This is a genomic window from Serratia surfactantfaciens, from assembly GCF_001642805.2.
In the GTDB taxonomy this organism is placed as follows: Bacteria; Pseudomonadota; Gammaproteobacteria; order Enterobacterales; family Enterobacteriaceae; genus Serratia; species Serratia surfactantfaciens.
Genome location: NZ_CP016948.1, coordinates 4020299 through 4041350, shown reverse-complemented (window position 1 = coordinate 4041350; position 21052 = coordinate 4020299). Strand labels below are relative to the sequence as shown.

Annotated in this window: 13 protein-coding genes; 7 read left to right on the top strand and 6 right to left on the bottom strand. The window is 63.4% G+C overall.

Annotation, left to right across the window (positions count from 1 at the left end):
- Nucleotides 1-25: 25 nt before the first annotated feature.
- The 4 genes from edd to iclR form a co-directional block, all read right to left on the bottom strand.
- Entirely contained in the window at nucleotides 26-1840 is a 1815-nt protein-coding gene (edd, locus tag ATE40_RS18865) for a phosphogluconate dehydratase (protein WP_063918652.1), read from the bottom strand.
- Between the two features lie 98 nt (nucleotides 1841-1938).
- Nucleotides 1939-3276: a gluconate transporter gene (gene gntU / locus ATE40_RS18860; RefSeq protein ID WP_025160143.1), complete on the bottom strand. Its 1338-nt coding sequence runs from the start codon at nucleotides 3274-3276 to the stop codon at nucleotides 1939-1941.
- Nucleotides 3273-3812 (bottom strand): gluconokinase, encoded by a 540-nt coding sequence (gene gntK, locus ATE40_RS18855; RefSeq protein ID WP_063918653.1) that lies wholly within the window; start codon nucleotides 3810-3812, stop codon nucleotides 3273-3275. Before gntK ends, gntU begins: the two co-directional genes overlap by 4 nt.
- 252 nt (nucleotides 3813-4064) lie before the next feature.
- Nucleotides 4065-4895 (bottom strand): glyoxylate bypass operon transcriptional repressor IclR, encoded by an 831-nt coding sequence (gene iclR / locus ATE40_RS18850; protein WP_004936648.1) that lies wholly within the window; start codon nucleotides 4893-4895, stop codon nucleotides 4065-4067.
- A 196-nt stretch (nucleotides 4896-5091) separates the two neighbouring features.
- On the opposite strand from iclR, the gene metH reads away from it, so the two are divergent.
- Nucleotides 5092-8787: a methionine synthase gene (gene metH, locus ATE40_RS18845; protein WP_154747250.1), complete on the top strand. Its 3696-nt coding sequence runs from the start codon at nucleotides 5092-5094 to the stop codon at nucleotides 8785-8787.
- Between the two features lie 38 nt (nucleotides 8788-8825).
- Here the strand turns inward: metH and ATE40_RS18840 are convergent, their stop codons facing one another.
- Nucleotides 8826-9536, bottom strand: a complete 711-nt coding sequence (locus ATE40_RS18840; protein WP_019453247.1) for a UTRA domain-containing protein — start codon at nucleotides 9534-9536, stop codon at nucleotides 8826-8828.
- 190 nt (nucleotides 9537-9726) lie between these two features.
- On the opposite strand from ATE40_RS18840, the gene ATE40_RS18835 reads away from it, so the two are divergent.
- From ATE40_RS18835 to ATE40_RS18810, 6 genes are all read left to right on the top strand, one after another.
- Nucleotides 9727-10788: an ABC transporter substrate-binding protein gene (locus ATE40_RS18835; RefSeq protein WP_004936660.1), complete on the top strand. Its 1062-nt coding sequence runs from the start codon at nucleotides 9727-9729 to the stop codon at nucleotides 10786-10788.
- Between the two features lie 11 nt (nucleotides 10789-10799).
- The gene (locus ATE40_RS18830; RefSeq protein ID WP_063918655.1) at nucleotides 10800-11609 is read left to right on the top strand and encodes an alkaline phosphatase family protein; all 810 of its coding nucleotides are present in this window, start codon (nucleotides 10800-10802) and stop codon (nucleotides 11607-11609) included.
- Complete coding sequence (locus tag ATE40_RS18825) at nucleotides 11606-12451, top strand: ABC transporter permease (protein WP_015379247.1); 846 nt, start codon at nucleotides 11606-11608, stop codon at nucleotides 12449-12451. Before ATE40_RS18830 ends, ATE40_RS18825 begins: the two co-directional genes overlap by 4 nt.
- Before the next feature lie 17 nt (nucleotides 12452-12468).
- On the top strand, nucleotides 12469-13254 hold the full coding sequence (locus tag ATE40_RS18820; protein WP_015379246.1) for an ABC transporter permease: 786 nt from the start codon (nucleotides 12469-12471) through the stop codon (nucleotides 13252-13254).
- Between the two features lie 4 nt (nucleotides 13255-13258).
- The gene (locus tag ATE40_RS18815; protein WP_033631956.1) at nucleotides 13259-14251 is read left to right on the top strand and encodes an ABC transporter ATP-binding protein; all 993 of its coding nucleotides are present in this window, start codon (nucleotides 13259-13261) and stop codon (nucleotides 14249-14251) included.
- A gap of 238 nt (nucleotides 14252-14489) precedes the next feature.
- Complete coding sequence (locus ATE40_RS18810; RefSeq protein WP_004936675.1) at nucleotides 14490-16139, top strand: Na/Pi cotransporter family protein; 1650 nt, start codon at nucleotides 14490-14492, stop codon at nucleotides 16137-16139.
- Between the two features lie 45 nt (nucleotides 16140-16184).
- Here the strand turns inward: ATE40_RS18810 and ATE40_RS18805 are convergent, their stop codons facing one another.
- Nucleotides 16185-21026 (bottom strand): hemagglutinin repeat-containing protein, encoded by a 4842-nt coding sequence (locus ATE40_RS18805; protein ID WP_063918656.1) that lies wholly within the window; start codon nucleotides 21024-21026, stop codon nucleotides 16185-16187.
- Nucleotides 21027-21052: the final 26 nt, after the last annotated feature.

The following is a 21052-nucleotide window of genomic DNA, read 5'->3' as shown; positions in this document are numbered from 1 at the left end:
GGCGGCGATGCGGCCAGGCTATCGATTAAAATTTGATGCAGCAGGCACCCTGTTCGGCGCCGGACAGCTGGCTGCGCAGCGCGCCGAACAGCTCGCGGCCGCAGCCGATGTGTTCCGCGCTCAGATCGGGTTGGCAAGGCGTGCGCAGGGCCAGCTCCTCGGCGTCGACCAGCACCTGCAGCTCGCCGCTGCGGCCGTTGACGCGGATCGGATCGCCGTCGCGCACTTTCGCCAGCAGGCCGCCGGTATAGGCTTCCGGAGTGACGTGGATGGCGGAAGGTACCTTGCCGGAGGCGCCGGACAGGCGACCGTCGGTCACCAGCGCCACTTTGAAGCCGCGATCCATCAGCACGCCCAGCGGCGGCATCAGTTTGTGCAGTTCGGGCATGCCGTTGGCCTGCGGCCCCTGGAAGCGCACCACCACCACGCAATCGCGATCCAGCTTGCCGGCTTCGAACGCCGGCACGATGTCGTGCTGGCTGTCGAACACCACCGCCGGCGCTTCGATGATCTGGTTGTCGGCGGGCACCGCCGAGGTTTTCATCACCGCACGGCCCAGATTGCCGGCCATCACCTTGGTGCCGCCGTGATGTTCGAATGGCTGAGCGACGCTGGCGATTACCTTGGCGTCGAGCGAGCCGGCCACACCTTCGCGCCACGCCAGCTGGCCATTATCCAGCCAGGGTTCCTGGGTGTAGCGGCGCAGGCCGAAACCGGCCACGGTGTGCACCTCTTCGTGCAGCAGGCCGTGTTGCAGCAGCTCGCGCACCACCAGCGGCACGCCGCCGGCGGCCTGGAACTGGTTGATGTCGGCCGGGCCGTTCGGGTAGATGCGGCACAGCAGCGGCACCGCTTCCGACAGCTCGGAGAAATCGTCCCAGGTGATGATGATGCCCGCCGCCCGCGCCATCGCCACCAGATGCATGGTCAGATTGGTGGAGCCGCCGGTGGCCAGCAGCGAGACGATGCCGTTCACCACCACTTTCTCGTCCACCAGGCGGCCGATCGGCAGGTAGTTGCCGGCGGTGTCGGTCAGCCGGGTCACCTGGCGCGCGGCGGCGTCGTTCAGCGCGTCGCGCAGCGGCGTGTTCGGATGCACGAAGGAAGCGCCTGGCAGATGCAGACCCATCACTTCCATCACCATCTGATTGGTGTTGGCGGTGCCGTAGAAGGTGCAGGTGCCGATACCGTGATAAGAGGCGGCCTCGGCTTCCAGCAACGCCAGGCGGTCGGCCTTGCCCTCGGCGTACAGCTGGCGCACGCGCACCTTTTCCTTGTTCGGCAAACCGCTGCTCATCGGGCCGGCCGGCACGAACAGCGCGGGCAGGTGGCCGAAGGAGAGGGCGGCCATCACCAACCCCGGCACGATCTTGTCGCAAATACCGAGGAACAGCGCGCCGTCGAACATGTTGTGCGACAGGCCGACGGCGGCCGACATGGCGATCACGTCACGGCTCATCAGCGACAGCTCCATACCGTCCTGCCCCTGGGTCACGCCGTCGCACATCGCCGGCACGCCGCCGGCCACCTGGCCCACGGCACCCACCGCCTTCAGCGCCTGCTTCAGCCGCTCTGGGTAGTGTTCGTAGGGCTGGTGGGCCGACAGCATGTCGTTGTAGGCGGTGATGATGGCGATATCGCTGCGCACCATGTTTTTCAGCGCCGTCTTGTCATCGGGCTGACAGGCGGCGAAGCCGTGGGCCAGGTTGCCGCAGGCCAGCTGCGCGCGGTGGACGGTTTGGGAGCGGGCCGCCTCGATGCGCGCCAGATAGGCGGCGCGGCTGGCCTCGGAACGGTGGATGATGCGCTGTGTGACACGGGACAAGGTTGGGTTAATCATGCCTTCCTCACATTGCTGTTGTTATAGTCGCCGCCTGTGGCGGTGCCCCCGGTGGTGATTTGCAGCCCTGGTGTGCAAGGCCGGGGGCGATTTGGGCGTTAAAACATCGTGAATGCAATCATGCCGATGGCGCCGCCGACGCTGCCCAGAATCGTTTCCATTACCGTCCAGGTTTTCAGCGTTTGCAGTTCGTTGGCGCCGGTGAATTTGCCGAACAGCCAGAAACCGGCGTCGTTGACGTGGCTCAGCACGATGGAGCCGCCGGCGATGCAGATAGCCAGCGCGGCCAGTTGCCCGCCGTTCAGCCCGAGCTGGCTGGTGACCGGCAGCACCAGGCCGACGGTGGTCAGGCAGGCGACGGTGGCCGAGCCCTGGATCACCCGCACCATGGCGGAGAGCGCAAAGGCGGCCACGGCGATCGGCAGGCCGGCGCCGATCATGGCGTCACCCAGCGCCGGCCCGACGCCGGAATCCACCAGGATCTGTTTGAACACCCCGCCGGCGCCGGTCATCAGCAAGATGATCCCGGCCGGTTGCACTGCGGCGGAGCAGATGGCCAGCGTCTGTTCGTTGCTCATGCCGCGTGGCTTCGCCAGGCCGTAAATCACGATCAGGCAGGCCAGCAGGATGGCGGTGAATGGATGGCCGATAAACTCCAGCCACTGCTGCAGCTGTGAACCCGGAGTGACCAGCCGCGCGCCGATGGTTTTCATGCCGACCAGCACCAGCGGGCACAGCACCAGCGCCAGGCTGAAGCCGAACGACGGCAGATTGCCCTTGGTCAGCGTCGGCTCATTCTCTTCCGGCGGCATTGGCCAGTTGACGAAGCGGCTGATAAAGCTGCCGTACAGCGGGCCGGCGATCAGCATGCCGATCACCGCCGCCACCAGGCCGATGGCGATCATCCAGCCGAAGTCGGCCTTCATCTGCGAAGCCAGCAGCATCGGCACCGGTCCCGGCAGCAGGAAGGAGGCGGCGGCGGCCACGCCGGCGAACAGCGGGATCGCCAGCTTGACGATATTGCCGTCGGTGCGGCGCGCCACGGCGAACACGATGCCGATAAGCAGCACCACCGCCACGTCGAAGAACAGCGGCAGCGCGCAGATCAGGCCGGCGATACCGAGCGCATAGTGCGCCTTGCTTTGTCCGAATCGTTTCAGCAATTGCGCCGCAATTTGATCGAGCGCGCCGACCTCATGCAGGATCTTGCCGAACATCGCCCCCAGCGCCACCACGATCGCCAGGAAGCCCAGCGTGTCGCCCATGCCTTTTTGCATGGTGTCGGCGATATGGTCCAGCGGCATGCCGGAGAAAATGCCGGCGGCGATGGACACCAGCATCAGCGCGACGAAGGCGTGCATGCGCGCCTTCATCACCAGGAATAACAGCAGTAAAACCGAGCCGACTGCGGTACCGACCAGCGTCAGGGTACTCACGCGCACACGTCCTGTGGCAGGAAGCTCTGGATATGGTGCACGGTATCGGCGATCACCGCGTCCAGCGGCTGATTGATGTCGATCGCCATCACGTCGTTTTCGTCGGCGCCCGGCTGCTCGAGTGCGGCGAACTGGGTGACCAACATCTGCGGCTTGAAGAAGTGGCCGTTACGTGCCGCCAGACGGGATTCGATCACCGGGAACTCGCCGTGCAGATAGATGAACGACAGGTTGCCGTTGCCGGCGCGCAGGCGGTCGCGATACTGCTTTTTCAGCGCCGAGCAGACGATGATCGACACGTTGTTGGTGCGCTGCATGGCGAAGGCGGCGTCGTTGAGCGCGGCCAGCCACGGGGCGCGATCGTCGTCGTTCAACGCTTCGCCGGCGGCCATCTTCAGGATATTGCTGCGCGGATGCAGGAAGTCGCCGTCGAGGAAGCCGGCGGAGAGTTGGCGGGCCGCGGCGGCGGCGACGGCGGACTTGCCGCTGCCGGAAACGCCCATAACGACGTAAATGCGATTGTGATTGTTGGTCATGGCTTGGCTCCAAAACACCGGGTGACGTTACCTTCGTTCAGTTCGATTGTTACCGGTAACATGTTATCGGTAACATTGTCGAAGGAAGTTTGAGCGGTTGCAATGGGCTTTCGCCGTGAGGATCGTTAACTGTGATCGGCTTCAAGCTTTTTTCCTGTGGGCTAAACAGGATACCAACAGCCATTTACATGCTGACAACAGAGCAAGGAAGGGGAGCGGAGGCGCACTGCGGCGCCCCGCGGATGGGCTGGATTAGCGTACGCCGCCGTAGGCCAGGCTGATCTCTTTCGCCGCGTGGATCACCAGCGCGCCCAGCTCGATCACGCGATCGTCGGTGATGCGCGATACCGGGCCGGAGATAGAAATGGCGGCGAAGGCTTCGCGATGCTCGTCGAAGATGCAGGCCGCCACGCAACGCAGGCCGAGCGCGTGCTCTTCGTCGTCAAAGGAAAAGCCCTGCTTGCGGATCTGCGCCAGTCCCTCTTTCAGGTTGTGCGGCGTCAGGGTGTGCGGCGTGTAGGTGTGCATGCCTTTCTTGTGCAGCAGCTTGGTCACCTGATCGTCCGGCAGGGTGGCGAGGAAGGCTTTGCCGGCGCCGGAGGCGTGCATCGGCAGTTTGCCGCCGATCGGCGCCGACATGCGCATCAGCGCCGTACACTGCACCTGATCGATGATGATCGCCTGGTACTCGCTGGTATCCAGTACCGCCAGGTTGACCGTTTCACCCGACTCTTCCATCAGTCGGCGCAGCGTCGGATGCACCATCGCCAGCAGGTTGCGGCTTTGCAGAAAGCTGCTGCCGACCACAAAAGCGTGCGAGCCGATGGTCCACAGACCGAGATCGCCGACCTGGCGCACGAATCCCTGCTGCTGCATGGTGGTGAGCAGACGGTGAGTGGTGGAGTTCGGCAGGCCGGCCTGCTGGGCCAGATCGGTCAGCGCCACGTTGCCCTGGGCTTCCGAAATGTATTCCAGCAGCTTCAGGCCACGGGTCAACGATTGTACCTGGCCGGTCGCCGCACTGGCGGCCGGGGCTGCTGCGCGGGGCTTCTTGCCGCGTTTGGCGGGAGCAGGGGTGGCCATGGGTGATATTCCTTTTTCCGTATGATGGAATTCATTTTCGTTTTTTGTCGATGAATTGCAAGCCGCCGCCAGCTCATCGGAGGTGTTGGCGCACAACCTGAAAAACTCTCAATTGTCGTCTCCCCCTTTGTCCCTACAAGCTGTGCTAGGATGACCCGTTGGTTTTTGCGGCAGTTGAGCGATGGGCTGGATGGCAATGGAAGGGGTTACAGTGACGAATCGAGTAGAACAACTGCGCCGCCAGTTAGCGCAGCGCATTTTAGTGTTGGACGGCGGCATGGGCACCATGATCCAGAGCTACCGTCTGGATGAGCGCGATTTCCGCGGTGAGCGTTTCGCCGACTGGGGCAGCGATCTGAAAGGCAATAACGATCTGCTGGTGCTGACCAAGCCGGAAGTGATCACCGCCATTCATTACGCCTACCTCGAGGCGGGTGCCGATATCCTTGAAACCAATACCTTCAACTCCACCCCCATCGCCATGGCCGACTACCACATGGAGTCGCTGTCCGCCGAGATTAACTACCAGGCCGCCTGCCTGGCGCGCGCCTGCGCCGACGAATGGACGGCGCGCACGCCGGAAAAACCGCGCTACGTCGCCGGTGTGTTGGGGCCGACCAACCGCACTGCGTCCATCTCGCCGAACGTCAACGATCCGGCGTTCCGCAACATCTCGTTCGACGAGCTGGTGGCGGCTTATCGCGAATCGACCCGCGCGCTGGTGGAGGGCGGCGTCGATCTGATCATGATCGAAACCATCTTTGACACCCTGAATGCCAAGGCCGCCGCCTTTGCGGTGGAAACCGAATTCGAAGCGCTGGGGGTGGAACTGCCGATCATGATCTCCGGCACCATCACCGACGCTTCCGGCCGCACCCTGTCCGGCCAAACCACCGAGGCGTTTTACAACTCGCTGCGTCACGTCAAGCCGCTGACCTTCGGCCTGAACTGTGCCCTGGGGCCGGATGAACTGCGTCAGTACGTCGCCGAGCTGGCGCGCATCTCGGAGACCTACGTCACCGCGCACCCGAACGCCGGTTTGCCGAACGCCTTCGGCGAGTACGATCTGGATGCGGCCGAGATGGCGCGCCAGGTCGGGGAGTGGGCGCAGGCCGGCTTCCTCAATATCATCGGCGGCTGCTGCGGCACCACGCCGGAACACATCGCCGCGATGGCCAAGGCGGTTGAGGGCGTGCCGCCGCGCCGGCTGCCGGAGATCCCGGTCGCCTGCCGTCTGGCCGGTCTTGAGCCGTTGACCATCGACGCCAACACCCTGTTCGTCAATGTCGGCGAGCGCACCAACGTCACCGGCTCGGCGCGTTTCAAACGCCTGATCAAAGAAGAGAAATATAACGAAGCGCTCGACGTGGCGCGCCAGCAGGTGGAGAGCGGCGCGCAGATCATCGACATCAACATGGACGAGGGGATGCTCGACGCCGAGGCGGCGATGGTGCGCTTCCTCAATCTGATCGCCGGCGAGCCGGATATCGCTCGGGTGCCGATCATGATCGACTCCTCCAAATGGTCCGTTATCGAGAAAGGTCTGAAGTGCATTCAGGGCAAGGGCATCGTCAACTCGATCTCGATGAAGGAGGGCGAAGAGGCCTTTATCCACCACGCCAGGCTGGTGCGCCGCTACGGCGCCGCGGTGGTGGTGATGGCGTTCGACGAAGTGGGCCAGGCGGATACCCGCGAGCGCAAGTTCGAGATTTGCCGCCGCGCCTATAAAATTTTGACCGAACGCGTCGGCTTCCCGCCGGAAGACATCATTTTCGACCCGAACATCTTCGCCGTCGCCACCGGCATCGAAGAGCACAACAACTACGCCGTCGACTTTATCGAAGCCTGCGCCGACATCAAAACCCACCTGCCGCACGCGATGATCTCCGGCGGGGTGTCCAACGTGTCGTTCTCGTTCCGCGGCAACGATCCGGTGCGCGAGGCGATCCACGCGGTGTTCCTGTATCACGCCATTCGCAACGGCATGGACATGGGCATCGTCAACGCCGGGCAGCTGGCGATTTATGACGATCTGCCTGGCGAGCTGCGCGAGGCGGTAGAAGACGTGATCCTCAACCGCCGCGAGGACGGCACCGAACGCCTGCTGGAGCTGGCGGAAAAGTACCGCGGCAGCAAAGACGGCGAAGCGGCGGTGCAGCAGGCGGAGTGGCGCGGCTGGCCGGTGGAAAAGCGGCTGGAGTATTCGCTGGTGAAGGGCATCACCGAGTTTATCGAGCTGGATACCGAAGAAGCGCGGCAGCAGGCCGAACGCCCGATCGAAGTGATCGAAGGGCCGCTGATGGCGGGGATGAACGTGGTCGGCGACCTGTTCGGCGAGGGCAAGATGTTCTTGCCGCAGGTGGTGAAATCCGCCCGCGTGATGAAGCAGGCGGTGGCTTACCTGGAACCGTACATCGAAGCCAGCAAGCAGCAGGGCACCTCCGCAGGGAAAATCCTGCTGGCGACGGTGAAGGGCGACGTGCACGACATCGGCAAGAACATCGTCGGGGTGGTGCTGCAGTGCAACAACTATGAAATCGTCGATTTGGGCGTGATGGTGCCGACGGAGAAAATCCTGCGCACCGCGCGCGAAGAGAAGGTGGACATCATCGGCCTGTCGGGGCTGATCACGCCGTCGCTGGACGAGATGGTCAACGTGGCCAAAGAGATGGAGCGCCAGGGCTTTACCCTGCCGCTGTTGATCGGCGGCGCCACCACCTCCAAGGCGCACACCGCGGTGAAAATTGAACAGAACTACAGCGGCCCGACCACCTACGTGCAGAACGCCTCGCGCACCGTGGGCGTGGTGTCGGCACTGCTGTCCGCCACCCAGCGCGACGAGTTTGTGGCGCGCACTCGCAAAGAGTACGAAACGGTGCGCATTCAGCACGCGCGCAAAAAACCGCGCACGCCGCCGGTCGATCTGCAGAAGGCGCGCGCCAACGCCATGGCGCTGGATTGGGCCGATTATCAGCCGCCGGCGCCACGGCAATTGGGTGTGTTCCCGGTGGCGGTCGGCATCGAGACGCTGCGCCACTATATCGACTGGACGCCGTTCTTCATGACCTGGTCGCTGGCGGGCAAATATCCGCGCATCCTGGAGGATGAGGTGGTGGGGGAAGAGGCTAAACGCCTGTTCCATGACGCCAATCAGATGCTGGATCGGCTGGCCGCCGAGCGCAGCCTCAACCCGCGCGGCGTTTACGGCCTGTTCCCGGCCAACCGCGTCGGCGACGATGTGGAAGTGTACCGCGACGAACAGCGCGGCGAGGTGCTGGCGGTAAGCCGCCATCTGCGCCAGCAGACAGAAAAAACCGACTTCCCAAACTACTGCCTGGCGGACTTCGTGGCACCGAAAAGCAGCGGCAAGGCCGACTACTTCGGCGCCTTCGCGGTAACCGGCGGGCTGGAGGAGGACGCGCTGGCGGCGGCGTACGACGCACAGCACGACGATTACAACAAAATCATGGTCAAGGCGCTGGCGGATCGTTTGGCGGAGGCCTTCGCCGAATACCTGCACGAACAGGTGCGCAAGCTGCACTGGGGCTATGCCGCTGACGAGAATCTGAGCAACGAGGAGCTGATCCGCGAAAACTATCAGGGCATCCGGCCGGCGCCGGGCTACCCGGCCTGCCCGGAGCACACCGAGAAAGCGACCATCTGGCAGCTGCTGGACGTCAACCGCCACACCGGTATGGCGCTGACGGAGTCCTTCGCCATGTGGCCGGGAGCGGCGGTGTCCGGCTGGTACTTCAGCCATCCTGAGAGCAAGTATTTCGCGGTGGCGCAGATCCAGCGCGATCAGGTGGAAGACTACGCGGCGCGTAAAGGGATGAGCGTGAGCGAGGTAGAACGCTGGCTGGCGCCAAACCTCGGCTACGACGCCGACTGATTTTCCTCTTCAAGGGCGCAGCGATGCGCCCTTGTCATTTACAGCGCTTCCACGTCGATGTGCAGCGCGTCGTAACGCCAATACTCCAGGTCGCAATCGATCACTCTGTCGTGCTGATCGCGGTTCACCCGCGTAATGAACAGCGCCGGGCTGCCGTAGGTCACCTTCAGCATGGCGGCGGCCTGTTGCGGCAGCAGGGTGGGCAGCATGTCGAAACGTACCCGGCCGTAGTGAATGCCGTAGCGTGCGGCGTACAGCGCGGTCAGCGACTGAGTCAGATCTTCGTCCAGAATACCGGGGAAATAGGCCGGATTGAGGTAGTGCTCGCAGTACAGCACCGCACGCCCGTCGATGTAGCGCAGCCGGCGAATGCGATAGGCCTCGGCGCCGGAGGGCAGCGCCAGGCGGCCGGCCAGCGGCGCGTCGAGCGTGACGAGCGCACTGTCTATCGCTTCGGTATGGGCGGCGCGCCCCTGTTGCTGCGCCATGGCGTGAAAATGGCTGCGCTGCAACGGGTTATAGATCAGACGTGGCGGCGAGATAAACCAACCGCGCCGCACCTGACGGTAAATGACGCCCTGCGCCTCCAATTGGCCGAGCGCCTCCTGCAGGGTAATGCGGGTGGTGGCGAACTGTTCGCTCAGGGCTCGCTCGGAGGGCAGCTTGCCGCCCACGGCGAACTCGCCGGCGGTGATGCGGGCGTGCAGCGTTTGGCAGATGGTGGCGACGGTCGTCGGTGCTTCACTCATACAGCGGGTGTCCCGTTTCAGTGCGTTTGGCCTTTAAGGTAGACCAGCGTCGCGTTTTCGCCGTTGCAATGGGTGATAAAACTGTCGCTTTTTTAAGCTGACATATAATTATCACATTCGTCCGTTAGATTGGTTTGGCCCTTGCTGGACTAGTCCAGCCATCCCCACACTACCACCTGGAGCATCAGTTATGAAACGTTTGTGCGCTTCTGTGTTAACCAGTGCCATCGTGTTATCCAGCCAGATGAGCTGGGCCGCGGATACCGATCTGGCGGCGCTGGAGCAGGCCGCTAAAAAAGAAGGCGAAGTCAACAGCGTCGGCATGCCGGACAGCTGGGCCAACTGGAAAGGCACCTGGCAAGATCTGTTGAGCAAATACGGCCTGAAGCATGTCGATACCGACATGAGCTCTGCGCAGGAGATCGCCAAATTCGATGCGGAAAAGAACAACGCCACGGCGGACATCGGTGACGTCGGCGCGGCCTTCGGCCCGGTGGCGGTGCAGAAGGGCGTGACGCAGCCGTACAAACCCTCCACCTGGGATCAGGTGCCAGATTGGGCGAAAGACAAAGATGGCCACTGGGCGCTGGCTTACACCGGCACCATCGCCTTCATCATTAACAAGCAACAGGTGAAAGACATCCCGCACAGCTGGGCCGATCTGCTGAAGGGCAGCTATCAGGTCACCATCGGCGACGTCGGCACCGCTTCGCAGGCGGCCAGCGGCGTGCTGGCGGCCACTTACGCCATGGGCGGCAACGAGAAAAACCTCAAGCCGGGCCTGGAGTTCTTCGGCAAGCTGGCCAAGGCCGGCCGCCTGAGCCTGAGTAACCCGGTGATCGCGTCGCTGGAGAAGGGGGAAGTGCAGGTCGGCGTGGTATGGGACTTCAACGGTCTGAACTACCGCGATCAGATCGACAAAACCCGCTTTGAAGTGCTGATCCCGTCGGACGGTTCGATCACTTCCGGCTACACCACCATCATCAACAAATACGCCAAGCACCCGAATGCCGCCAAGCTGGCGCGCGAATACATCTTCTCCGACGCCGGTCAGATCAACCTGGCGCGCGGCTATGCCCGCCCGATCCGCGCCGAGCATCTGACGCTGCCGGACGACGTCAAAGCCAAGCTGCTGCCGGCCGAGCAGTACAAGAACGCGCACCCGATCGCCGATCCGGCAGCCTGGGAACAGAGCGCCAAAGCGCTGCCGCGCCTGTGGCAGGAAAACGTCATTATGTTTATGCAGCAGTGAGTTAACGCACCATGAAAACGATCCTCGTGCTGCTGGACGGCCTCAACTACCGGGTGGCGCACGACGCCATGGGTTATCTGCAGGCCGAATGCGCGGCGGGACGCGGGCGGTTGTACCTGCTGGAGAGCGAGTTGCCCTCGCTCTCCCGGCCGCTGTATGAATGCATCCTCACCGGCGTCACGCCGGTGGAGAGCGGCGTGGTGCACAATCACGTCTCGCGCCTTTCTCATCAACAAAGTGTGTTTCATTACGCGCGCGCCGCCGGGCTGACCACCGCCGCCGCCGCTTACCACTGGTTCAGCGAATTGTATAACCGCACGCCGTTCGACGCCGCGCGCGACCGCCATACCGATGCCCCCGAGCTGCCGATTCAACACGGGCATTTCTATTACGACGACGGTTATCCCGACAGCCATCTGTTTGACGACGCCGAAAACCTGCGTCTGCGTTATCAGCCAGACTTTCTGTTGATCCATCCGATGAACATCGATGACGCCGGCCACCGCTTTGGCCTCTCTTCGCCGCAGTACCGCAACGCGGCGCGGCGCGCCGACGGCTCGCTGTCGCGCTATCTGCCCGATTGGCTGGCGGCCGGTTATCAGGTGCTGGTTACCGCCGACCACGGCATGAACGACGATCGCAGCCACGGCGGCGTATTGCCGGAAGAGCGCCAGGTACCGCTGTTCGTATTCGGCGCGGGCTTCAGCCTGGATGACGCCGATCCGCAGCAAACCGAGCTGTGTGGCACGATCTGCGATCTGTTGCAGGCGCCGCACGACAAGCCGCACTGCCGGGCGCTGCTGGCGCAGGATGCGCGATGAACAGCAAAACCAAATGGATCGCCGCGCTGTGCCTGCTGCCGTTTATCGTGCTGTTCGGCGCGTTTCAGATCGCCCCGCTGGTGTGGATCGCCGTTCACAGCTTTTTCAGCGAGACCAGCGGCTGGGGGTGGGGCAACTATGTCGATATCCTCACCTCGCCGTTCTACCTGCAGGCGTTTCAGTTCTCGCTGGAGATCTCGCTATGGTCGAGCGTCTACGGCTTGCTGATCGCATTAGTTGGCAGTTACTCACTGCGTCAGCTAGGCCAGACGCGGTTTCATGACTTCGTAATGTCGTTCACCAACATGACCAGCAACTTCGCCGGGGTGCCGCTGGCGTTCGCCTTCGTCATACTGCTGGGGCTGAACGGTTGCCTGACGTTGCTGCTGCGCAAATACGGTCTGATGGAGAGCTTCAACCTCTATTCGAAGAGCGGCCTGATCGTGCTGTATACCTACTTCCAGATCCCGCTCGGGGTGCTGCTGCTGTATCCGGCATTTGACGCGCTGCGTGCCGACTGGCGCGAATCGGCGGCGCTGCTCGGCGCCGGCCCCTGGCGCTACTGGCGGCATATCGGCCTGCCGGTGTTGGCGCCGGCGCTGATGGGCACCTTCGTCATCCTGCTGGCCAACGCGCTGGGCGCCTACGCCACGGTGTACGCGCTGACCACCGGCAACTTCAACGTGATCCCGATCCGCATCTCGGCGTTGGTGGCGGGGGACATCTCCCTCGATCCGAACCTGGCCAGCGCGCTGGCGATGCTGCTGGTGGTGATGATGGCGTTTATCACGGTGATCCACCAATGGATGCTGCGCAGGAGCTACCTCAATGCGCGCTCATAACCGGCTGGAGAATGCTCATGTCGCGTGTTGAACGCTTGTACCACCGCACGGTGACCGGCCTGCTGCTGTTGATCCTGTTGCTGCCGCTGGCGGCGACGCTGATTTACGCGCTGGCTACCCAGTGGGGCGCCACCATTTTGCCGGACGGTTTTACTCTGAAGTGGCTGACGGCGCTGTGGAGCGACCCGCGTTTTTTGCAGGCGCTGTGGCACTCGCTGCTGATCTGCTTCGGCACGCTGTTGCTGTCGGTGGTGGTGATCCTGCCGGCGATGTTTGTGATCGCTTACTACTTCCCCAAGCTGGACGCGGTGATGAACGTGCTGATTTTGCTGCCGTTCGCCGTGCCGCCGGTGGTGTCGGCGGTGGGGCTGATGCAACTGTTCGCCGCCGATCCGCTGCCGCTGCTCGGCACCCCCTGGATTTTGGTGGGCTGCTATTTCACCATCGCGCTGCCGTTTATCTACCGCGCCATCAGCAACAACATGCAGGCGATCAACCTGCGCGATCTGATGGACGCCGCGCACCTGCTCGGCGCCAGTACCTGGCGGGCGGCGCTGTGGGTGGTGCTGCCAAATTTGCGCAAGGGCGGAACGATCGCCGTGTTGCTGTCGTTCTCGTTCCTGATCGGCGAGTTCGTGTTCGCCAACCTGCTGGTGGGCAGCCAGTATGAAACGCTGCAGGTCTATCTGTTCAATATGCGCAACGGCAGCGGGCATTTCACCAGCGCGCTGGTCATCTCTTATTTCGCCGTGGTGCTGCTCGTCACCTGGCTGGCGAACCTGCTGAATAAAAACAAGGGTTAACCCGATGGCTTATCTCAACGTCACCCGCCTGAACAAACACTATGGCCAGACCCAGGTGTTTCAGGATATCGATTTCACTGCCGAAGAGGGGGAGTTCGTCACCCTGCTCGGGCCAAGCGGCTGCGGCAAGTCGACGCTATTGCGCTGTCTGGCCGGCCTGACTCCGGTCGACAGCGGGCAAATTTTACTGCAGGGCCAGGATCTGGTGCCGCTGGCGCCGCAAAAGCGCGGCATCGGCATGGTGTTCCAAAGCTATGCGCTGTTTCCCAATATGACGGTGGAAGGCAACGTGGCCTTCGGCCTGAAAATGCAGAAGCTGGCGGCCGGGCAGATCGGCCAGCGGGTGCAGGAGGTGCTGGCGCTGGTGGAGCTGAGCGATCTGGCGAAGCGCTATCCGCACCAGCTGTCGGGCGGCCAGTGTCAGCGCGTGGCGCTGGCACGATCGCTGGTCACGCGCCCGCGTCTGCTGCTGCTCGACGAACCGCTGTCGGCGCTGGATGCACGCATCCGCAAACATCTGCGTGAGCAGATCCGGCGCATTCAGCGCGAGCTGAACCTGACGGCGATCTTCGTCACCCACGATCAGGAAGAGGCGCTGACCCTGTCGGATCGCATCGTCCTGATGAACAAGGGGCAGATCGTACAGAGCGGCGATGCGGAAACCTTGTATACCCAGCCGGCGGACGCCTTCGCCGCCGGTTTTATCGGCAACTATAACCTGCTGAGCGCCGAACAGGCCGGCCGGCTGACCGGGCGCAGCTATGCCGGCAAGGTGGCGATCCGCCCAGAGTCTATCGGCCTGTTGCCGGCCGGACAGGGGATCGGCGGGGTGATCCTTGGTCACAGTTTGCTCGGGAATGTGGTACGCTATCGGATTCAGGTTCGCGAGGTAGAGTTGCTGGTTGACGTGCTCAACCGTTCGGTGGCCGATCTGCGGCCCGACGGCGCGGAAATTGGGCTACACTTGGAACCTGTTGTATTGCGGGAAGTTGCATGACTTCGCAGCGCGGCACCGGGGCTCTCCCACCGCCGCCTTAACCCTTCTCTTCTGCGGTCTGCCCCCGCCCGCTGTCCTGCCAGACCCACGCCCGGCAGGCGGGACCGCGCGCTGTACCCGTCATCTTTAGCCTACCGGCTGCGGCTGGGGCGAACAGCACCGTTCCGCCCATCCGCAGCGCCTGACAGGCATCGGGTACCAGCCTCCTTTGGCCGGGCGTTAATGGAGCGTATCTTCCGTGCTGACCCTTCTTCACCTGCTTTCGTCCGTGGCGCTATTGGTGTGGGGAACCCACATCGTGCGCACCGGGATCATGCGGGTTTACGGCGCCAATCTGCGGCGCGTTTTGAGCGACAGCGTTGAGAAAAAGCCGTTGGCGTTCGTTTCCGGCATCGGCGTGACCGCGCTGGTGCAAAGCAGCAACGCCACGGCGCTGCTGGTGACCTCTTTCGTCGCGCAAGGGCTGGTGGGGCTGGCGCCTGCGCTGGTGATCATGCTCGGCGCCGACGTCGGCACCGCGCTGATGGCGCGCGTGTTGACCTTCGATCTGTCCTGGCTGTCGCCGCTGCTGATCCTGGTTGGGGTATTCCTGTTCCTCAGCCGCAAGCAGATGCGGATCGGCCAGATCGGGCGCGTCTTGATCGGTCTGGGGCTGATCGTGCTGGCGCTCGAGCTGATCGTGGCCGCCGCCACGCCGATCACCCAGGCGGCCGGGGTGAAAGTGTTGTTCTCGTCGCTGACCGGCGACGTGATGCTCGACGCCCTGACCGGCGCGCTGTTCGCCATCGTCAGCTATTCCAGCCTGGCGGCGGTGTTGCTGACCGCCACCCTGACCGCCACCGGCGTGATTTCGCTGAAGGTGGCGCTCTGTCTGGTGATCGGCGCCAACCTCGGCAGCGGCCTGCTGGCGATGATCAACGCCAGCGGCCAGAACGCCGCCGGGCGGCGCGTGGCGCTCGGCAGCCTGCTGTTCAAGCTGGTGGGCTGCATACTGGTGTTGCCGTTCGTCTCCTATCTGGCGGATGTGATGGCTCAGCTGCCGGGTGGCAGCGAAGAGCTGGTGATCTATTTCCACGTGTTCTACAACCTGATCCGTTGTCTGGTGATGATCCCGTTGGCCGGGCCGATGGCGACGCTGTGCGAACGGCTGATCGTCGACGTGGCGGCCGACGACCCGCGCATGCGGCCGCGTCATCTGGACGCCAGCGCACTGGATACGCCGACGCTGGCGCTGGCCAACGCGGCGCGCGAAACGCTGCGCATGGGCGACGTGGTGGAACACATGATGATCCTGCAGCGCGAAGTGTTGCACGGTAAGCAAGGCGTGGATAAAGAGGTGCGGCGACTCGACGATGACGTCGACGTGCTGTACACCGCCATCAAGCTGTATCTGGCGCAGATCCAGAAGGAAGATCTGGGCGAGGAAGATTCGCGTCGTTGGGCAGAGATCATCGAAATGGCGCTCAACCTGGAACAGGCGGGCGACATCATCGAGCGCATGGCCGGCGACGTGGGCGCCAAATCGCACGCCGCGCGCCGCGCCTTCTCGGCGGAAGGGTTGGCGGAGCTGGACGGGCTGCACGAACGGCTGATCGGCAACCTGCGTCTGGGGCTGTCGGTGTTCCTGTCCGGCGACGTCACCAGCGCCAAACGCCTGCGTCGTTCCAAGCACCGCTTCCGCATTCTGGATCGCCGCTACGCGCATGCGCACGTCGATCGCCTGCATCAGCAAAACGTGCAGAGCATCGAGACCAGTTCGCTGCATTTGGGATTGTTGGGGGACATGAAGCGCCTGAACTCGCTGTTTTGCGCCGTGGCCTACAACGTGTTGGATCAGGATGCGAAAGACGACGATCGCGACTGGGAAGACACCCCAAGCACGCTGTAAAAAAAACGCCCCCGGTTTTCCGGGGGCGTTGCGTAGGGGAGTGCGTTATTTGCCGCTGAATACGCCGGCTTTGGCGTCCGCCTGCTGAGTTGAGGCATGGCCGCTGGCGAACGGCACGTTGCCGTCGACGCTTTGCTTCGCCGCGCCGCCTAACAGTCCACCTACCGTGGCCGCCGCATCGACGCGGCCGCCGCCCTGATAACGCTGGCCGCTGACGTCCTGCTGGCTGACCTGGCTACCGCCCAGTTCCACCTTGCCCTGCTGGCTGCGGATTTCGCCGCCGGTCAGTTGGGTTTGGCCGCCGACCTGCAGCGCCACGCCGTGCTTACCGGCAATCGCCGATTGCTCACCGACCGCATTGTTGTTCACCACGTCGGCATTGACCTTGAGCTGCCCCTGGCGACCCGCCGGCCCGGTGATGCTGTCTTTCACCGCGCCGCCGACGGTGCGTGCGCCGCGATCCCACAGCGGGCCCTGCGGTTTTTCGCCGGCCAGCGTTTCCGGCAGCGTGACTTTGCCGTCAGCCTTGCTGAAGCTGACTGCACCGGTGGTATCCTGCTGCGGATCGAGGCGACGCGCTACGCTGTTGTACTTGTCGGTGGTGGCGTCGGCCACTTTGTTCACCCCGGCTTCCAGTTTCTCTTTCACTTTACCGGCGTAGCGCGGCGTGCCGACCTTCGACAGCTTGGAGGTGATGCTGCTGCCCGGATCGTTGCTGTGGCTCAGACCGGCATCCACATCCACCTTCACGCCTGTCTCGACGTCTTTGCGGCTTTCAACGCGCAGATCGCCGCCCACCTTGCCCTGTACGCTGTCGGCGTCGACGCGTGCGCCGGCAAGGCGGGTGTCTTTGCCGCTGTTGAGCGCCACGTCGCCTGCGGTGATGCCGGTGTTGGCGTGGGTGGTTTTATCCTGCTGCTCCACGCCGACTTTCAGACCGGCACTCAGCGTGTGGGTGTCTTTGCCGGTGTTCGGATCGACTTTGCCGCCGGCGTCCTTGTTGAAGGTTTGGCCGCCTCTGGCGTTGGCTTTGATACCCAGATTCCAGTTGTCCTTATGCTGCTCGTTCTTGGCGGATTCCAGCAGGATGCCGCCGTTTTTCGCTTCGAGCGCGGCGCTGCCGCCGCTGACTTTGGCCCCCTGCAGATGCAGCGCGTCATCGCCTTTGCCGTTGGCGGACAGGGTGACCTTGCCGTCTGAGGCGATAGTGGCACCCTGGCGCTCGGTCGCGGACTCATTGACCTTGGCGATGTCGAAGGCGCCGCCGGCGGAGAGGCTGCCGCCGGTTTTTTCCTTGCTGTCGCTGCTGCCGGCGCCCAGATCGATATTGCCGGACAGTTTGCTTTCCTTACGCGTTTGGGTCGATTCCGCCGCCTGCAGCGCGACCTTGTTGCCCGCGTTCAGGCTGACGTCGCCCTGGCTCTTGACGTTGGTGCCCTGCAGCGTCAGATCGCGGCCCGCCTTCAGCTCCACGCCCTGGCCGCTGACGTTGCCGACCTGCGCCGTGCTGCTGCTGCTTTCACCGTTGTTGGTGCCGCCGCCGAAACCGGCGCCGAAGTTTTTGCTGTCGGCGGTGAAGCCACCTTTGGCGGACGCTTTGACGTTAAAGCCGCTGTGGTTCTCGCTCTGTTTGTCGCTGGCCTGATCGAAGCGGATATCGCCGCCGGCGTTGACGGCGGTTTTACCGCTGCCGCCGTTCAGCGCGGTACCCTGATAGACCGCGTCTTTTTTCACGTTGACGTTGATGCCGTTGGCCGCGTCGATCGAGCCGGTCACCGCCTGGCTGGCGCTGCTGTTGCTGCGCTGGGTGCCGCCTTCGCCCTTGGCGTCCACGGTCAGATCGCTGCCGGTGGTGGTGTAGACGCGCACGCCGGCGCTGCCGCGGGTCTCGCGGCTCTGCTCGTCCTGACGGTTTGCCGCGGCTTCGCTGTGGTGGCTATCCGCCGTCAGGTTGACCGCGCCTTTGCTCGCCTGGTACTGCGTGCCCTGATCGCGCACTTCGCCTTTGGCATTGATGTCGATGCTGCCGGCTTTCACCGAGCTGACCACCGCCTGCGAGCTGCTGCTGTGTTTTTCGCTGCTGCCGCCCTGTGCGCCGATATCGAGGCCGACGTTAGGCGCGCCGATGCCGCCGATATCATTGATGACGCCGGTGGCGTCCAGCTTGGCCGCTTTGCCGACCGCACGCTCGACCGGACGTGTGACGGCGCTGTAATCGACGTTGGCGCCGATATTCACGCCGACGTCGGTCTTGTGGGTGGTGCTGCTGTTGCTGTTGGTGGCCGCCAGGTGATCGACACCGGCGGCGTTCTCTTGATAGGTGCCGCCGACGCTGTGCTGCGCGCCTTGCTGGGTCAGCTTGTCGCGGGCGTTGATCGTCAGGTTGCCTTTGACGTCGCTGCCGGACGTGACCGCCTTGCTGCTTTGCGTCTGGGTTTTGCTGTTCTCGTAGCCGGCTTCCACGCCGCTGCCGAGTTTGTCGATGCCGCCGGTGTAATAGAAACCGCCGCCGATCTTGGTTTGCTCGGTGTTTGAGGTCGTTTTGTCGTCGGCCGCCAGGAACGAAACCTTGTTGCCGCTGACGCTGGCGTCGCCTTTGTCGGCCACCAATTGAGAACCGCTGAAGGTCACGTCCTGCTTCGCCTTGAGCTTCACGCTGCCGCCGCTGAGGCCTGAGGCGCTGTTCTCGGTGCGGGTGGTTTTCTCGCTGTCGCTGGTGTGCTCGATGCGCAAACCGGCACGGTACTGCTTGTCACCGGCTTCTTTGGCGTAGCCGTTAACGGTGAGCGCGGTCTTCTGCTCGTCGATTTTCTGCTGCCGCTCGGCGGCCTTGACGTTGATGTTGCCGGTCTTCGACTCGACGCTCAGCTCACCGCCGCTGGCGACCTGGCTGCCGATCACGTCAGCATCCTTGCGGCTGACTAGCGTCAGGTTGGTGTCGGACTTCAGCTCGCTGGCGGTGCTGCTCTGGTAGCTGTTGTCGGCCTTGTGCGAACTGCTGGTGATGTTGAAGGCGGTGCCGGTGCGCGCGTCGATTTTGTCCACGGTGGTGCTCAGCGCGTTGTCGATGCGCAGGCCGCCGTGGGTGGTGGTGACTTCGCCGCCTGTCTGGCCGCGCGCCTTGCTGCCGGTAATGGTGACGCCTTGCTGGCCGTTCAGGCGCAGGGTGCCGCCGCTGGTCAATTCGGAGGCGTGGCTGATCTCGCGGCGATTGCTGTTGTTTTTGTTGTCGCCGCCGCCGATGCCGCCCCAGGAGGTTTTGTCATCACGCACCGCTTTGGCGTTGGCGGTTTTCTGCACCCCGATCTGAATCTGGTCTTTCGCGTCGATAGTCAGATCGTTGTTGGCATGCAGCCTGGCGCCCTGGGTCGCAACGTTACGGCCGGCTTCCAGCGTCAGTTTACCCTTGTCCTGGCCCTTACCCTCGCTGCGCAGTTCGCTGGCCTTCAGGCTTTCGCTTTCGTCGCTGCTGCTCCATCTGCCGGTGCGCAGGCTGGAGGTGTGGTTGCGCTGGTAGCCGCGCTCGCTGGATTTATCCTTCTCCACCAGCCCGGCAAGGTGTACGTCGCGCGCCGCTTTGACGCTCAGCGCGCGGTCGGCGCTGACATTGGCGCCCAGCAGCTTCACGTCTTCCTGGGTGCTGATGAGTTTGGCGCTGCCGCTGGCGGCGACGGTGCTGCCCGCCTGCTGCAGCTGCTCGCGTTCGCGGGTAACGTCGTATTGCCAGGAGTAGAACCAGCGATCGTCGGTATGGCCTTGCGTCTGCTTCAACTGCTGGCCGTCGAGCGTCAGTTTGCCGCCCTGCAGCGTAATGTCTTCGCCGCGGATATCGGTGGCGGTGAGGTGCGCATGATTATCCGCCACCAGGCTGATGTTCTTGCCCTTCAGCTCGGTGCGGGTCAGCTTCTGGCTGCTGCTGCGGTCGTTGACGTAGATGCCGCCACGGTAATTTTGATAGTTATCGCCGCCGTTTTTGTTGCTGCTGGCGTCGTCGACGCGGCTTTCGCTGCGGATATCATAGGCTTTCACCTTGAGTTCATCGCCGGCGTTCAACGAGCCGGCCAGCTTCACGCCGCTGCCCTGCGCGGTGTTGATGATGTTGATGCGCCCGGCCTGCATGCTGCCGAGGTAGTAGCTGTCCAGCGCGGTCGGCATCTGTTGGCTGGCCTGCACCGTGCCGTCGCGCGCTACCCGGTTAAGACCGCTGATGGCGTTGATCGTCGCCGAGGTCACGTTACCATCCGAATGCTTGAAATCTTGCACGATCACTTCGCCGCGGCTGTCGATCTTCGGTGCGATCAGATCCAGTACGCCGCCAGCGTTCAGGGTACCATTGAGGCTCAGGGTGTTGCGGTTGCCGAAGGTGCTGTAACCCTGCAGCACGCCGTTTTCCACCAGCGGGTTGCCGACCACCAGTGAGGAGTGGCTGGTATTGATGAACCCGCAGCCCTGACAGCTGATGCCGTTCGGGTTGGCCAGCACGTAGTCGGCCGCCATGCCGAAGATCTCTTGCTGGCCATGCAGCAGCGACGGGTTACGGCCGATCACCTCGTTGAGGATCACGCTGGCTTCATGCCCGCCCAGATTGGGGTTGGCGCCCAGTTGGCCGGCCAGCTGCGACAGTCCCGCCTCGCGGGAGTTGTTCAGCACCGCGCCGGGCTGGTTGACGTTGAAGTCCTGATATTGGTTGTGCGACAGCCCGTTGCCGTTCGGCGCGACGATATCGACCACCTGCGCGCCGGTGGCAGCGGTGGAGACGCCGGGGCCGTTGGCGCCGTTGGCCGCAACGATCTCTGCGGCGTAGGCGCCGGTGGAAGCGGCGAGAATAATCGCCAGCGCGGCGGCCAGTTTGCCTGCCGCCGAAAGTCTGAAGTTATTATTTTTCATCCATGTATCTCCGTATATTGCCGTGG

Coding starts and splice junctions, on each gene's coding strand:
- ATE40_RS18830 (WP_063918655.1), top strand. CDS start 10,800: ATGAAAACGATCCTCGTGCTGCTGGACGGCCTCAACTACCGGGTGGCG.
- iclR (WP_004936648.1), bottom strand. CDS start 4,895: ATGGCCACCCCTGCTCCCGCCAAACGCGGCAAGAAGCCCCGCGCAGCA.
- ATE40_RS18805 (WP_063918656.1), bottom strand. CDS start 21,026: ATGAAAAATAATAACTTCAGACTTTCGGCGGCAGGCAAACTGGCCGCC.
- metH (WP_154747250.1), top strand. CDS start 5,092: ATGGAAGGGGTTACAGTGACGAATCGAGTAGAACAACTGCGCCGCCAG.
- ATE40_RS18815 (WP_033631956.1), top strand. CDS start 13,259: ATGGCTTATCTCAACGTCACCCGCCTGAACAAACACTATGGCCAGACC.
- edd (WP_063918652.1), bottom strand. CDS start 1,840: ATGATTAACCCAACCTTGTCCCGTGTCACACAGCGCATCATCCACCGT.
- ATE40_RS18820 (WP_015379246.1), top strand. CDS start 12,469: ATGTCGCGTGTTGAACGCTTGTACCACCGCACGGTGACCGGCCTGCTG.
- ATE40_RS18840 (WP_019453247.1), bottom strand. CDS start 9,536: ATGAGTGAAGCACCGACGACCGTCGCCACCATCTGCCAAACGCTGCAC.
- gntK (WP_063918653.1), bottom strand. CDS start 3,812: ATGACCAACAATCACAATCGCATTTACGTCGTTATGGGCGTTTCCGGC.
- ATE40_RS18835 (WP_004936660.1), top strand. CDS start 9,727: ATGAAACGTTTGTGCGCTTCTGTGTTAACCAGTGCCATCGTGTTATCC.
- ATE40_RS18825 (WP_015379247.1), top strand. CDS start 11,606: ATGAACAGCAAAACCAAATGGATCGCCGCGCTGTGCCTGCTGCCGTTT.